General features: G+C 76.1%; 8 protein-coding genes. 1 reads left to right on the top strand and 7 read right to left on the bottom strand.

Features of this window, described 5'->3' with window-relative positions:
- Positions 1–8 precede the first annotated feature (8 nt).
- The 5 genes from RM779_RS24955 to RM779_RS24975 form a co-directional block, all read right to left on the bottom strand.
- Positions 9–878 carry an alpha/beta fold hydrolase gene (locus RM779_RS24955; RefSeq protein WP_311619992.1) on the bottom strand — a complete coding sequence of 290 codons (870 nt, stop codon included), beginning with the start codon at positions 876–878 and terminating at the stop codon, positions 9–11.
- Positions 865–8,457, bottom strand: coding sequence for an SDR family NAD(P)-dependent oxidoreductase (locus tag RM779_RS24960; protein WP_311619993.1), 7,593 nt, complete (start codon positions 8,455–8,457; stop codon positions 865–867). The genes RM779_RS24955 and RM779_RS24960 overlap by 14 nt, the downstream gene beginning before the upstream one ends.
- A gap of 181 nt (positions 8,458–8,638) precedes the next feature.
- Positions 8,639–9,499, bottom strand: a complete 861-nt coding sequence (locus RM779_RS24965) for a GNAT family N-acetyltransferase (protein ID WP_311619994.1) — start codon at positions 9,497–9,499, stop codon at positions 8,639–8,641.
- A gap of 60 nt (positions 9,500–9,559) precedes the next feature.
- Positions 9,560–10,954, bottom strand: a complete 1,395-nt coding sequence (locus RM779_RS24970) for an aminotransferase class V-fold PLP-dependent enzyme (protein WP_311619995.1) — start codon at positions 10,952–10,954, stop codon at positions 9,560–9,562.
- Positions 10,955–11,075: 121 nt separating this feature from the next.
- On the bottom strand, positions 11,076–12,101 hold the full coding sequence (locus RM779_RS24975; protein WP_311619996.1) for a glycoside hydrolase family 5 protein: 1,026 nt from the start codon (positions 12,099–12,101) through the stop codon (positions 11,076–11,078).
- A 215-nt stretch (positions 12,102–12,316) separates the two neighbouring features.
- Between RM779_RS24975 and RM779_RS24980 the strand changes: the two genes are divergently transcribed.
- Positions 12,317–13,078 (top strand): GNAT family N-acetyltransferase, encoded by a 762-nt coding sequence (locus RM779_RS24980; protein WP_311619997.1) that lies wholly within the window; start codon positions 12,317–12,319, stop codon positions 13,076–13,078.
- Between the two features lie 14 nt (positions 13,079–13,092).
- Here the strand turns inward: RM779_RS24980 and RM779_RS24985 are convergent, their stop codons facing one another.
- Positions 13,093–13,578 carry a cupin domain-containing protein gene (locus RM779_RS24985; protein ID WP_311620032.1) on the bottom strand — a complete coding sequence of 162 codons (486 nt, stop codon included), beginning with the start codon at positions 13,576–13,578 and terminating at the stop codon, positions 13,093–13,095.
- Between the two features lie 52 nt (positions 13,579–13,630).
- Positions 13,631–14,227, bottom strand: a complete 597-nt coding sequence (locus RM779_RS24990) for a VanZ family protein (RefSeq protein ID WP_311619998.1) — start codon at positions 14,225–14,227, stop codon at positions 13,631–13,633.
- Positions 14,228–14,308: the final 81 nt, after the last annotated feature.

Genomic DNA, 14,308 nt, shown 5'->3' on the forward strand with positions numbered 1-14,308 from the left:
CGCCCGGGTCACCGTGCGCCGCAGGCCAGTTCGCCCACGGACCGGCCCGAGAAGAAGTCGTCGAGCAGCCCGACGAACTGCCTGGGCCGCTCAAGCCACATCAGGTGGCCCGCGTCCGGCACCGTCACGAAGGCCGCCCCGGGGATCATCGCCGCCACCCGCCGGCCCGTCTCCGGCGGCGTGCACAGGTCCAGCTCACCGGCGAGCACCAGCGTCGGCACGTCGTGCCCCCCGGACCGCAGCCGCGGATGGGCGAGGACCCGCGCCGAGTTTTCCGCGTACCGGACGGCCGCCTCCGGCGTCATCCCGGCGAACTGGGCGCGCAGCAGCCGCGTCAGTGCCTCGTTCCGCCCGTCCGCGGCCCCGGCCCGCGTCCGCGGCGCCAGCAGCGACAGCATCACCTCCGTGAACTCCACGGTCCGGCCGGCCGCGAGCAACTCCACCGTCCGCTCGTGCGTGGCCCTGGTGTGCGCGGGAACGCCGTCGAACGCGCCGCTGAGGACCATGCGCGCGATCCGGTCCTGGCAGCGCTGCGCCAGGCAGTAGGCCACCAGCGATCCGTAGGACGCCCCCACCAGGTTGACCCGCGGCCGGCCGAGCCCGGTGAGCAGGTGCTCAAGCGCGGCGGCCAGGAAGTCGTAGCCGTAACGGGCCGGCAGGTCGTCCGCGTCGCCCCAGCCCGGCAGGTCGACGGTGACCAGGTCGGCCATCGCGCCGAAGTACGGCTGGTGCTGCCGCCAGGAGTCCTTGTCCTGGAACGCCCCGCCCAGGATCAGCACCGGGTCGAGGCGCGGGCGGTGCGCCGCCACCACCCGGCAGCTGTAACGGAACCCCTCGTAAGCGAAGTCCCGCACCTCTCCGGTGTCATGCCCGGACACCCGTATGCTCCTTCCGCGCGGCGCGGCCGACCCTGGGCACGGTGCGCCGGGCGAGGTCGGTGAGTCCGGAGGCGTTCATGATCTCCAGGGCCGGCAGGTCGCAGCCCAGGCGCCGCCGCGCCGCGACCACCAGCTCCGCGGCCATCAGCGAGTCCATGCCCAGCCGGTCGAGGCGGCGGGCCCGGTCGATGCGGTCCGGCTCGGTGTGCAGCACTCTGGCCAGCTCCTCCGCGAGTACGTCGGCGACCACGCCCGTGGCCTCCTCATCCGACAGGCCGGAAAGGCGTCTGCCCAGCTCCTCGGGGCCCCCGTCGCGCGGCCGGCCGCCGCCCTCGGAGAGGACGGCCGCGAAGCGCGGACCGTTCACCCCCGGCATCACCTCGCGCAGCCGGTCCCAGTCGAAGTGCCCGACGGTGCCCACGCCGACGCCCGCCGCCTCGAAGGCCAGGCTCGCGGCGTGCGCCTCCGCCGGCGTCATCGGGTGCACCCCGATCCGCTCAAGACGGTTCGTCAGCAGCGGATCGCGCGCCGCGAAGCCCGTCTCGCCCAGCGTGCCGAGCGCCACGGCCAGCCCGGGAGAACCCGCCGCGCGCCGTCGGCGGACCAGCGCTTCGAGATACAGGTTCCCCGCGGCGTAGGCCGCCTGCCCCAGGTTCCCGACGCCCGCGGCGAACGAGGAGTAGGCCAGGAACAGATCCAGCGGCAGTTCGGCGGTCAGCCCGTCGAGCAGCGCGCCGCCGAGGAACTTCGGCGCCAGCACGGCCCGGATGCGCTCCGCCGACAGCTCCGCGAGCGGCGCGTCGTCGATGTGCATGGTGGCGTGCACGACGCCCCGCACCGGCCGCCCCCGCGCCGCGGCGTCCGCCACGATCCCGCGCAGCACCGCCTCGTCCGTGACGTCCGCCGCGTGCACGGACGTCCGCGCGCCGAGGTCGTGCAGGGCCGCGAGCAGCTCGGCCGCGCCCGGGGTGTCCGCGCCGCGGCGCGACAGCAGCGCCAGGTGCCCGGCCCCGCGCCCGGCGAGCCGACGCGCGGTGTCGGCGCCGAGCCCGCTGAGGCCGCCCGCCACCAGATAGGTGCCGCCCGGGTCCAGGGCGGGCGGCTCGGCGGGACGTGCCACCCGCGGCGGGCGCGTCAGGTCGATGACGACCTTCCCCAGGTGCCTGGAGTGCTGGAGCGCGGCCAGCGCCTGCCCGACGCCCGCGGCCGGCCACCGCCGGTGCGGCAGCGGCGGGTAGGTGCCCGCCGCGACCCCTTCCGCCACGGCGCGGAAGCGCTCGGCGGCCAGCTCGGGCGCGGCCGCCGCCAGCCGGGAGGCGTCCACGACGAACACGCTGATGTTGTCCCGCAGCAGCCGCATCGGCAACGGGCTGTCCGCATAGATGTCGCGCTTGCCCAGCTCGACGAACCGCCCGCCGGTGCGCAGCAGTTCGAGGCCCCGGGTAAGAGCCTCGCCGGCCAGCGAGTTGAGCACGACGTCGACGCCCCGGCCGCCGGTGCGCTCCCGCACCTCCTCGGCGAAGCGCAGGCTCCGCGAGTCCAGCACGTGCTCGACGCCGAGCAGCCGCAGCAGGCTGCGCTTCGCGGGCGTGCCCGCGGTCGCGATCACGGTGACCCCGAGCGACCGCAGCAGGTGCACGGCGGCCAGGCCCACTCCGCCGGCCCCGCCGTGCACCAAAACCGTTTCGCCCGGTACCGGACGGGCCAGCCGTTCGAGGCCGTGGTGCAGCGTGAACCACACGACGGGCAGGGTCGCGCCCGCCGCGAAGTCCATGCCGTCGGGCAGGCGCCCGGCGGAACGCGCGTCCGTGACGACCTGCGAGGCGAGCGAACCCGGCGCCAGGGCGAACACCCGATCGCCCGGCGCGAACTCCGCCACACCGGCGCCCGTTGCGCGGACCACGCCGGCGCATTCGAGCCCGAGCCGGTGCGCCACGGCCGCACCGTCCTCCGCCCCCGCTGGCAGCAGCCCGGTGGCGAGGAGCGCGTCGCGGTAGTTGAGCCCCGCGGCCCGCACCTCGATCAGCAGTTCGCCGGGCCCTGGCGTGGCGGTCGGCGCGGGCACCCAGGCCAGCCGCGGCGTCAGGCTCGCCTCGCGCAACTGGAGCCGGAACGGCGCCCGTTCCGCGCCCTCGCCCTCGCCCGTGCCGGTCGCCGCGTCCGTCGCCGCGTCCGCGTCCTCGCCCGTGCCCTCGTCCGCCGCGGCGCCCAGCGGCAGCATGCGCGGCGTGAAGCGGCCCCTGCGGGTCAGCACCACCTCGTCGCCGTCGTCCGGCGCCAGCAGCTCCCGGGCCAGCCGCCGGGCGTCGGCGGCCGGATCGGGCCCGCGGTCCAACGAGATGCGGCGCACGGCGACCCCCGGCCGCTCGTTCCCGAAGGTGCGGGCCGCGGCCCACACGGCCGCGTCCCGCACGTGCGAGACGCCCGCGGGCGCGGGCAGCGCCCCGCACGGCCGCGTGACCAGGGACAGCGCGGCACCTGGCGCCGAGACGAACGGCTCGTGCCCGGCGAGCGCGGCGAGGAACGCGGTGCGCCGCACCGCCTCGTCCAGCGCCCCCGCGGGGTCCGCCGCGGCCGGGTCGTCCGCCAGCAGGAAGATGACGTGCGGCGCGCCCCGCACACCGGAGAGCACTTCGCCCGGCAACCCGCCCGCCGCGCCCACGTCCACCATGTCCACCATGTCCACCACGTCCACCACGTCCACCACGGGCACCGGCGCCCCGGCCGCCGCGCCGAGCTCCGCGGCAAGGGCGCGCGCCGCCGCGTCCGCCGGCCGCTCCGCGGCCACGACCAGGCCCGCCCCGGCCGCCGCGGGCGGCCCGCAGTCCGCCGCGGCGGGCCCGCCCGCCCGGCGGGCGAGCAGCACGGACATCGCCGGCTCCGCGCCGTCCGCCACCGGCTCCCCGGCGCGGCACACATCCGTGAACCCGCACTCGGCGAGGAGCGTCGCCCAGCGGTCCGCGGGCAGCAGCGGCGACGCGGTGCGCAGCTCCGTGTCGGTGAACGCCCAGAAACCGTCGAGCAGTCCGAAGGCGATGGCGCCGAGGCGCGCGTCGTGGAACTCGAACGCGAGCAGCTGGCCGCCGTCCGCGAGCAGCCCCGCCACGTTCCGCAGGCAGTCCCGCAGATCGGCCGTCACGTGCAGCGCGTTCGCCGCGACCACCAGGTCGAAGCCGCCCGCGGGCAGCCCCTGCGCCACCGGGTCCCCCGCCAGGTCGAGCGTCCGGTACTCGATGAAGTCGTGCGCGGCGAAACGGGCCCTGGCCCGCGGCAGGAAGGCGGGGGAGACGTCGGTGAAGACGTAGGTGGTGCGCTCCGGCGGCAGCACCTGGAGCAGCTCCGCGGTCATCCCGCCGGTGCCGCCGCCGACCTCGAGAATGCGCAGCGGCTGGTCCGCCGGCCACGCCTCGACCGCGGCCCGCAGCAGCTCCCGCGCCGTCCTGTTGTGGAAGCGGCAGTCCGGGGTGTCGCTGTAGAACTGCTCCACCAGGTGCCGGTCGGCATCGGCGAACAGCACCTCCACCGGGTCGGCCCGGCCGCACAGCACCTCGGCGAGGTGCTCCCCGCAGTGGCAGAACAGGGCGAGCGAACCCGGCTGGTCGAGCAGCGCGGCGGACAGCACGGCCCGCACCGCACGGCCGGGCTCCGGCGGCGCGGCGACGCGCCGCGGCGGCTGTTCCCCGCCGCCGGGGGGCGGCGCCAGCAGCCCGTGTTCCGCGGCGAGGCCGAGGAGCAGCCGGCACAGGCCCGCGTACTTCGGCAGCACCCCGGCGGCCAGCAGCGCGGGCAGCCCCACCTCGTCCGCGTCCGGCAGCAGCTCGGCCAGCGCGCGGGCCGCCAGCTGCGCCTGCACCTCACGTGCGGCGCGCCGGGCGCGTTCGGGCCGCTGGGCGCGGTGGGCCGCGGTCAGGGCGGCGCGCCGCGCCGCGCTCGCTTCCAGCAGCGCGCCGGGCGCGGGCAGGGCGCACGGCGCGCCGTCCGCCGCGCGCGGGGCGGCGCGCAGCACCGTCGTCAGGCGCTGCGCCGTGCTGTCGCCGCGGGCGAACAGCCGCAGCCGGCAGCCCGTCAACTCCATGACGACGCGCCCCGTTCCGTCGGTGACGGTGAAGTCCCAGCCGACCTCGGTGCCCGTGACCTCCCGGCAGCGGGCGTGCAGCCAGCCCGCGGCGGGCACGTCGTCCCAGCTGCGGGCGCTCTCGACGGCGGCGGGCAGGAACAGGGCGTCCTGGCCCGTGAGTTCGGCCGCGAGGCAGGCGCCCGCCTGCATGACTCCGTCCAGCAGCGCCGGGTGGGCCCGGTACCCGGTGGTGTCCACCTCGCCGGCGAAGGCCGCGAGCGCCTCGCCGTCGCGCGCCCACAGGCCGGTGACGACGCGGAACGCGGGCCCGAGGCCGAGGCCGCGGCGCGCGGCCTGCTCGTACGCCTCCGCCGCGCCCGGCCAGGGCCGGAGCCGCGCCAGGACGGCATCGACGTCCAGGGGCGGCGGCACGGCGCGCAGTAGCCGGCGGGCGCGGCAGCGTGCGTGTTCGCGCCAGTCGGCGTCGGCGCCCTCGCGGGTGGCGATCCGCAGGGCCTGTCCGTCGGGTCCCGCGGAGACCTGCACCCGCGGGCCGCCCGCCGCCTCGTCGTCCCAGGGCAGCACGATGGCGCGGCTGATCGCCAGGTGCTGGACCTCCACGGGGCCTGGGGCGAGCTGCCCCGCGGCGGCGAAGGCCATCTCCAGGTAGGCCACGCCCGGCATCACGACGAGGCCGTCCACCCGGTGGTCGGCCAGCCACGGCACGCGGGCGGGCTCCACGGGGCCCGACCAGACGGCGTCCCCGGCGGGCAGCCGGGGGCCGAGCAGCGGGTGGGGGCCGCCGCCCGCCTCGCCTTCGCCTTCGCCTTCGCCGGAACGCGACCACCAGCCGGGGGCGCCGTTCCAGTGCCGTTCCCGCTGCCAGGGGTAGGCGGGCAGGTCGACGACGCGCCCGGGCTCGGGGAAGACCGCGGACCAGTCCACCGCGGCGCCCGAGGCCAGAATCCTCGCCACCGCCCGGTGCATCCGGTCCGGCCCGTCGTCCTCGCGGCGGCACGTGGGCACGATGGCCGCCGGCTCCGCCCGCAGGTTGGTCACGCGCCGCAGGTAGGGCGTCAGGACGGGGTGCGGACCGATCTCGACCAGCACGTCGCAGCCCTCGGCGAGCAGCGCCTCGGCGGCCTCGGCGAACAGCACCGGCTCGCGCACGTTGCGCCACCAGTAGTCGCCGTCGAGGTCCGTGCCGTCCAGCAGCGCCCCGGTGACGCCCGAGGCGAACGGGAGGGCGGGCCGGGCCGGGCGCAGGCGGGCGAGGGCGGCGCGCAGCGGCTCCTCGATCGGGTCCATGGACCGGCTGTGGTAGGCGTAGTCGAGGTCCAGCATGCGGAAGAACACGTCCCGGCCGTTCAGTTGACGCCCCAGCTCCGCCAGGTCCGCCGCGGGCCCGGCGAGGGTGACGTCGCGCGGGCTGTTGACGCCGGCGATCTCGACGCGGCCGCCGAACGCGGCCAGTTCCTTGTGTGCCGCCGCCTCGGGGAGCCCCACGGCGGCCATCCGGCCCGCGCCCGCCGTGGCGGCCTGCGTACGGCTGCGCGCGGCCACGACCAGCGCGGCCGCGGGCAGGTCGAGGGCACCGGCCGCCCAGGCGGCGGCGATCTCGCCGACGCTGTGCCCCAGCACCGCGGACGGCGTGATGCCGTGCGCGCGCAGCAGGCTGACCAGACCGGCCTGGACGGCGAACAGCAGCGGCTGCGCCACGGCGGCGTCCGCCAGGCCCGGGTCCGCGTGGACGCCGGAGGCCAGGGCGGTGGCCACGGACCACCCCAGGTGGCGGGCCAGCGCCTTGTCGACGTCGGCCACGGCCGCCGCGAACGTTTCTTCGCGGGCGAGGAGCCCGGCGCCCATGCCCGCCCACTGCGAGCCGTTGCCGGAGAAGACGAACGCCGTCCGGCCCCTGGCCACGGCCGTCGCCGTGGCGGCACCCGGCGCCCGGCCGCCGGCGGCCAGCGCCCGCAGGGCGTGCGCCGCCTCGGCGGGGCTGTCGGCCAGCACGACGGCGCGGTGCTCGTGGTGTGCGCGCCGCCTGGTGGCCGTCCAGGCCGCGTCGCGGAACTCGGCGTCCCCGGCCGCCGCGAGACGGTCGGCCATGCGGCCCGCGATGGCGGCCGCGGCGCGGGGCGTGCGCCCGGAAACGGTCAGCGGAACGGGCCGCGGAACGGGCCGCGGGGCCGCCGGTGTCGGCCGGGGCCGCGGCGGCGGCGGAGCGGCCAGCACGGCGTGGGCGTTCGCACCGCCGAAGCCGAAGGAGTTGACGCCGACGACCGGCCTGGCCGCCGTGGCGGGCACCGGCAGGTCGCCGAGCACGGGGGCGAGGCCCCAGGCGTCGAACGGGATGTGCGGGTTCAGCGGCTCGGCGTGCAGCGTCCGCGGAATGCGGCGGTGCCGGAGCACCAGGAGCGCCTTGAGGAGACCGGCCATCCCCGAAGCGCACTCCTGGTGGCCGAGGTTGCTCTTGACGGAGCCGATCGGCAGCGGCCCCGTGGTGCGGTGCCGGCCCAGCGCGTGGCCGATCGCGGCGCACTCGATCGGGTCACCCGAGGGCGTGCCGGTGCCGTGCGCCTCGAAGTAGACGAGGTCGTCGGGAGGCACGTCGGCCCGGGCGTAGGTCTCCCGCAGCAACGCTTCCTGGGCGGCCGAGTTGGGCACCGACAGGCCCGCGGTGCGCCCGTCGCTGTTCGCGCCGGTGGCCAGGATCAGGCCGTGGACGCGGTCACCGTCGGCCAGGGCGTCGGCGAGCCGCTTGAGCAGCACGGCGCCGCCGCCCTCGGAGCGGACGTAGCCGTCGGCGTCGGCGGCGAAGGAGCGGCAGCGCCCGGTGGGGGAGAGCATGGCGGCGGCGGAGAAGCCGACGAACGGCGCGGGGTTGAGCAGGATGCTGACCCCGCCGGCGAGCGCCGCGCGCGAACGCCCGGCCCGCAGGTGACCGCAGGCGAGGTGCAGGGCGGTGAGGGACGAGGAGCAGGCGGTGTCGACGGCGGCGCTCTCGCCGTGCCAGTCCAGGGTGTAGGAAATGCGGTTGGCCGCATTGGCCGCCGTGCCGCCTGCCATGGTCCAGGCGTTGACGCTGTCGGTGTCCGCCGCCTGGAGATCGGCGTAGTCGTGGCCGGAAATGCCGATGAACACCGCGGTGTCCGAGCCGGCCAGCGCGGCCCTGTCCTGCCCCGCGTCGTCCAATGCTTCGACCGCGAGTTCGAGAAGCAGACGCTGCTGCGGGTCGACCCGCGACGCCTCGCGGGGGGAAATGCCGAAGAATTCCGCGTCGAACTGACTTACGTCGTCGAGAAATCCGCCCGCCGCGGTGAGGCTGCGTCCCGGGCGCGGTCCGCGGGCGTCGACGAACCGCCCGGTGTCGAAGCGGTCCGGCGGTACGGTGGTGACCACGTCCCGGCCCTGCTCCAGGATGTCCCAGAGCCCGGCCAGGTCGTCGGCACCCCCGGGCATCCGGCAGGCCACGCCCACGATCGCGACGGCGTCTTCTTCATCTGCCACAGCGTCTGTCACGGGTAAGTCTCCACGCTCACGGATGTCGAACACCGGTAAAAAATGGCGGTGTGATGCGGAGTTGGTCGTCGAGGAGCCTCGCGCATCCGGAATGCCCTGAAGCATGGGTACCAGACGCACCGTGAATTCCGCCAATGGCGTTCAGCCGAGCATCATTTCTACATATGAACGGGATAGCCGTTCACTCGGGATAGTCTTTTCCGACCGGCCGGAGCACGTGGGGAGTAGTGATGCTCAGCGGTGAGAAGCCGAGGCGGGCGAGGATCGGGCGGCTGAGATCGGAGGCGTCCGCGTACACGTAGCGGTGGCCGAGCGCCGCGGCGCGGGAGGCCCGGTACGCCACCAGGGCGCGGTAGATACCGCGGCCCCGCCACTCCGGCGCGGTGCCGCCGCCCCAAAGACCGGCGAACGGCGCGCCGGCCACCAGCTCCATGCGGGCCGCGCTCACCGCCCGGCCGTCCGCCAGGGCCAGCACCGCGACGGTCCTCGTGCCGCCGGCGGCCGGTGCCCCGGCCCCGGCCCCGGCCTTGGCTCCGGCCCCGGCTCCGGCTCCGAGCTGCGCGTGCAGCCGCAGCCGCAGCCGGGGCGGCAGCGCCCCGCCGAACGCCTCGTCGTGCACGTCCGCGAGCGCGGCGATGTCCGCCTCGTCCGCTACGGCCCGCAGGCGAACACCCGCGGGCGGCTCGTCCGCGGCCGACAGGGCGGCGGTCTCCGCGACCATCAGCGTCTCCGGCGGCTCCGGCACGAAGCCCACGGCCCGCAGCCGGTCCGACAGGTCCCGCGGCCGGTCGTGCGAGTAGACCTTCCACTCGAACTCCCGGCCGAGCGCGGCGGCATACGCCGTCTGCGCGGCGATGTCCGCATCCGCCGTGGACGCGTCGAGGTCCGACCAGAGCACGCCCTCCCAGGCGCCGGCCGCCGCGTCCACGCCAACCTGCCGCACCACATTCCCGGCGTGCTCGACGCGGGCGCCGGGCGCGTCGGCCACCGCCCCGCGCCGCATCGAACGGTCGAACAGGTCGAGCACCGCGGCATGATCCATGAGCCCACCCCAGCAGGGCGCGCCGGGCCCGGCAACGGGATTACCGCCGGGCGGACCCGCTCAGCAGCCGGTGCGCGGCCCGGCGGACCCCGGCCCCGGGCGCGCCGCCACCTCGGCGCACACGGCGAGCAGGCGGTCCACGTCCGCGGCGTGCGTGGCGGCGCCGACCGAGGCACGGACGGCGCCCTGCGCGGGCACCCGCAGCCGGCGCAGGTAGCCGTCCAGGTCGGCCGGGCCCCCGCCGGACAGCGCCGCGCGAACGATCTCCCGCGTCATGCCGTTGGCCACCTCCGCGACGCCGGGGTTGCAGAAGCAGCCGGACCGCACGTCCACGCCCGCGGCGGACGCGGCGGCCAGGCAGAGGCGTTCGTCGAGGGGCGAGCCGTCCCGGCGCAGCAGATGGAACGCCACGGTCGGGCCGCGTTCCGCCGCGGAGACGGGGCCGAGCAGCCGCACCATGGGGGCGCCGCCCGGGTGCCGCAGCGCGCCGAGGCCGTCCAGCAGCCGCCGGGTGAGGGCCGCGGCGTGCCGGGCGAACGCCGCCCGCCCGACGGCCGCGTACCAGGCGACGGCGGCGGTGACGTCGGGCAGCAGCAGGAACGGCAGGGTGCCGTCCTCGAAGCGCTCGGGCGCCGGCGCGGACAGGTGCCAGTCGGCCTCGGAGGCGGAGGCGAGCACCGTGCCGCCGGAGAACCACGGGCGGCGCAGCTCGCGCAGCGCGTCGTGCCGCGCCACCAGGCAGCCCACGCCCGGGGGATAACCGGTGATCTTGTACCAGGACAGGCAGACGAAGTCGGCGGGCACGGCCGACAGGTCGAGCGGGCCGGTCGGCGCGTGCGCCGCCGCGTCGAGCAGCACGCGCCAGCCGCGGCCCTGCGCCGCCCGCACCCACGCCAGCGGATGCCGCACGCCGCTGGCGTTGGACTGTGCGGGATAGGCGAACAGGCCGGGGCCGCGCGCCGTTTCGCAGGCGTCGAGGCAGGCGGCGACGGCGTCCCAGCCCGCGGTGAGATCGTCCGCGAGCGGCACCACGCCGACGGGCACCCCGGCCCTGGCCGCGTAACGGCGCATGCCGAGCACCGAGTTGTGGTTGTCGGCCAGCAGCGCGAGCGGGCCCGGGGCATCCGCGGTGAAGAACGCCTCGGCGACCAGGCGGATCGCGGCGGTGGCGTTCGCCGTGAACACCACGGTGTAGTCGTCGGCCGAGGCCCCGCAGAACGACAGCACGGCCGCCCGCGCCGCCGCCGCCTGCGCCGTGGAGGCGCGGGAGGCGGGGCTCGCCGCGTGCGGGTTGCCGAAGACGCCGCCGGTGACGCGTTCCGCGTGCCCGCGGACCAGGGACACCGGCGGCAGCGCGGCGCCCGTGTGGTCGAGGTAGGCCCGGCCGGACGCCTCGACATAGGGGAACTCCTCGGCGCGCAGCGCGTCGACGGGACATCGGACCGTTCCGGTCATGGCCTTACCCCCGTTCACCCCGCCGGGCTGGCGGGCTCCGCCTGTCTGCGTATCCCTTCCCCGCGAACGGTGGCAAGGCGCGCGGGGCGGCGCGGGGAGTGCGCCGGGCGGCGGCGTGGCGTCAGGCGATCCGGTCCCTGATCCAGGTGCCGGCCTCCTTCAGCGAACCCGGGTCGCCCCAGGAACCGCTGTCGCAGGTGCCGGGCTCGAACACGGCGCCGGTGCGGAAGTCGTCCGAGAAGTTCCAGTTCGTCCAGCTGATGTTCTTCTCGGCCATCAGGTCGATGTACTGCTGGGCGAACGCGAAGTCGTTCGGCCCGTCGCCGGTGTACTCCTGGGTGCCGAACTCGGTGACGAAGATCGGCAGCTGGTCCGCCGCGCGGGAGAGCGTCGACAGGTACCCGTCCTGATGCGAAGCGGCGTAGAAGTGGAAGGTGTACATGATGTTGTCGGCGTTCACCGGGTTGGCCACGATCTCCGACTCGTCCGAGCCCTCCGAGACGCCGAGCGAGGACCAGCCGCGGGTGCCGACGATGACGACCGCGTCCGGATCGCCCGCGCGCACGACCGGGACGATGTCCTCGGCATAGCTCTTGATGCCCTGCCAGCTCACGCCGCTCGGCTCGTTGGCGATCTCGTACAGCAGGTTGTCCTGGTCGCCGTGCCGCGCCGTGATGTCCGTGAAGAACTGCTCGGCCAGCTCCGTATTGGCGTTCGGGTCGCCGGGCGTGAGCATGTGCCAGTCGACGATGACGTACATCCCGCGCGCCGTCGCCTGGTCGATGATGCGGCTCGCCAGCTCGGTGAAGTGCTCGGGGTCCGTCTCGTATCCCTCCTCCTGCACGTAGGTGGAGACGCGCAGCACGTCCGCGCCCCAGTCGTCGGCCAGCACGTCGAGGGAGCCGTCGGTGACGCACTGCGCGTACCACTGGGTGCCGTGGGTGCTCATGCCGCGCAGCTGTACCGGCTGTCCGTCTTCGCCGCAGAGCGTGGTGCCGCACACGTCGAGCGCGCCGTAGCTCTCGAACGGGGTGGCGGCGGGTGCGGCGCCCGCCGGGCCGGCGGGGAGCAGTGCCGCGGTGCCGGCCACCAGGCCGGCGGTCAGGGCGGGGGCGCGGAAGCGGCGGAGGATGTGGGCGAGGGCCATAGCCGTCCTCTCCAAGGTCCCCGGGGCTTCGAATGCCGTCCGGGGGTGGGGGAATGGAGCTGCGGTCGGTGCGAAAGTAAGGGCAATTCCCGGCCCGGTCAACAGGTCTGTACCAAAGGCCCGGCGGCGGCCGGTCGCTCCCTCGGACCGGCCCGCGGCGTGCGCCGGCGGAATTGCGGAGGCGTACGTTCCGCCGCGGCTTCTAGGCTGGCCCCATGTCAGGCTCTCACCTACCGCGGATTCGTTCCTTCCTGGCCGATTTCGCCCGCCGCCAGGCGGGGCGCACGATCGCGCTGCCCGGCGGCTTCGCCGTCCTCAACGACGCCCTGGGGCACTCCCACACGGACAACCAGCTGATCGTCGACGGGGCAGCCGACCCGGGCACGCTGCCCGCCACCGCCGACGCGCTTCTGGGGCACCTGCCGCACCGCCTGATCACCGTGCTCGACGAGCGGGCCGGAGCGGCCTGCGGCCCCGCCCTGCTCGCGGCCGGCTACACGAAGGCCGTTCACCTGGTCATGCTGCACACCGGGCCGGTGCCCGAGGGCGGCGCCGCCGAGGCGGTCGGCCTCGACGCGCTCCGCGCGCCGCTCGTCCGACGCTGGCGCGGATTCCTCCCGGCCGCCGACGAGGAGGCGATCCGCCAGCTCGTCGAGCGCCGCGCCGTACGCCACCGCGGCGCGGACACCGTGGAGTTCATCGCCTCCCGCGCGCCGGACGGCGAGCCCGCGTCCTGGGCCGACCTCTACCTCGACCCGGCCGCGGGCGTCGCGCAGATCGAGGACGTGCTCACCGCGGAGGAACACCTGGGGAAGGGACACGGCCGCGCCGTGCTGACCACGGCGCTGCGCCGGGCCGCGGACGCCGGCTGCGGCACGCGGTTCCTGCTGGCCGACGAGGCGGACTGGCCGCGCGACTGGTACGAGCGCCTCGGGTTCACGACGATCGGCCGCACGTTCGCCTTCGAACGCGGCTGACCGCACGCCGCGCTTTACGCCGCCTCGGGCAGGAGGGTGCCGCACCGGCCGCAGTAGCGGGCGTCCCGCTCGCCGGCCAGCCGCCCGCACTCCGTGCAGACCCGGTGGAGCAGGCAGGCCGCCTCGCCGCCCTCCTGCTCCGCCGCGGTGCCCCGGACGGCGAGCGCGGGGCGGCGCCGGTGGACCGTGAGGTGCACCAGCCCGGCGGGCCCTGCGGACAGGGCGCGGCGGCTGCCGCGCGGCAGCCAGGTGATGGTGCCGGGCACGAGGTCGAGGTCCCCGGCGTCCGTCTCCAGGTGCCCGGCCCCCTCGATCACGAACAGCAGGACGTCCAGGTCCCGTTCGATGTGTCCGGCGATGCCGGCGAGCGGGGCGAGACGCACCACGTTGGCGTCGAGCTGGCGGTCGGCGGGGCCGAGGCGCCACAGCGCGCCGTCCTGGTCCACAGGGGCCTCGCGCAGCAGCTCCGCCACCCGGGCGAGTACATCGGGTGTCTGCATCGGCGCCACGTCGTTCTCCTCAAGCGCTGTCGTCACGTTCTCGGCCAGCATGTCACGCGGCCCGGGGCCCGTGGTCCTCGTCAGCACCGCGTTCCGCGTCGGCGGGTCCGCCGGTCCACCGGTGCCACCAGTGGTGGCGGCGGGGGTGCAGGGCCCGGCCGAGCCGGCGGCCCGCGAGCGCGTAGCCGAGCAGGGCCCCCGTCACGTTGAGGAAGACGTCGTCGATGTCGAACGCGCGGCCCGCCACGATCCAGCCCTGCGCGATCTCCACCATGATCATCACCAGTGCGGTGAACGCCATCACCCGCACGAGGCCGCGGACGCGCGGGAAGAGCATCGGCAGCAGCACGCCCAACGGCACCCCGAGCAGCACGTTGCCACCGATCTGCCGGACCGTGTCCTGCCAGTCGGGCTGGTCGAGGTAGGTACGGATCGAGTGCCCGGGCCGCAGGTTGGTGTGCACCAGTTCCGTGGAGCCGGGCGAGGGCACCAGGGTGACCCGGGCCAGCGCGACCGCGAACGCCACCATGCAGACCATGGCCACCGCGAGCACCACGCCCCGCGCCAGCACCGCGCCCTTCGTGTGCCGTTGCAGCACGGGAGTCCGGGCGCCGGACGCCGGCCGGCGCACCGCTCGGAACAGCGCCATTCTCGCCACTTTCGTCACCGCCCTCGCTCGGCAACCGTTTCCAGCCGCCTACCCCGGGCCCGGCGCGGCACGCCCGCGCCC

This window comes from Streptomyces johnsoniae, assembly GCF_031845565.1.
GTDB lineage: Bacteria > Actinomycetota > Actinomycetes > Streptomycetales > Streptomycetaceae > Streptomyces > Streptomyces johnsoniae.

Excerpts from the sequence above, each read along its gene's own strand:
- RM779_RS24970 (WP_311619995.1), bottom strand. The coding sequence starts at position 10,954 with ATGACCGGAACGGTCCGATGTCCCGTCGACGCGCTGCGCGCCGAGGAG.
- RM779_RS24985 (WP_311620032.1), bottom strand. The coding sequence starts at position 13,578 with ATGCAGACACCCGATGTACTCGCCCGGGTGGCGGAGCTGCTGCGCGAG.
- RM779_RS24990 (WP_311619998.1), bottom strand. The coding sequence starts at position 14,227 with ATGGCGCTGTTCCGAGCGGTGCGCCGGCCGGCGTCCGGCGCCCGGACT.
- RM779_RS24965 (WP_311619994.1), bottom strand. The coding sequence starts at position 9,499 with ATGGATCATGCCGCGGTGCTCGACCTGTTCGACCGTTCGATGCGGCGC.
- RM779_RS24975 (WP_311619996.1), bottom strand. The coding sequence starts at position 12,101 with ATGGCCCTCGCCCACATCCTCCGCCGCTTCCGCGCCCCCGCCCTGACC.
- RM779_RS24980 (WP_311619997.1), top strand. The coding sequence starts at position 12,317 with ATGTCAGGCTCTCACCTACCGCGGATTCGTTCCTTCCTGGCCGATTTC.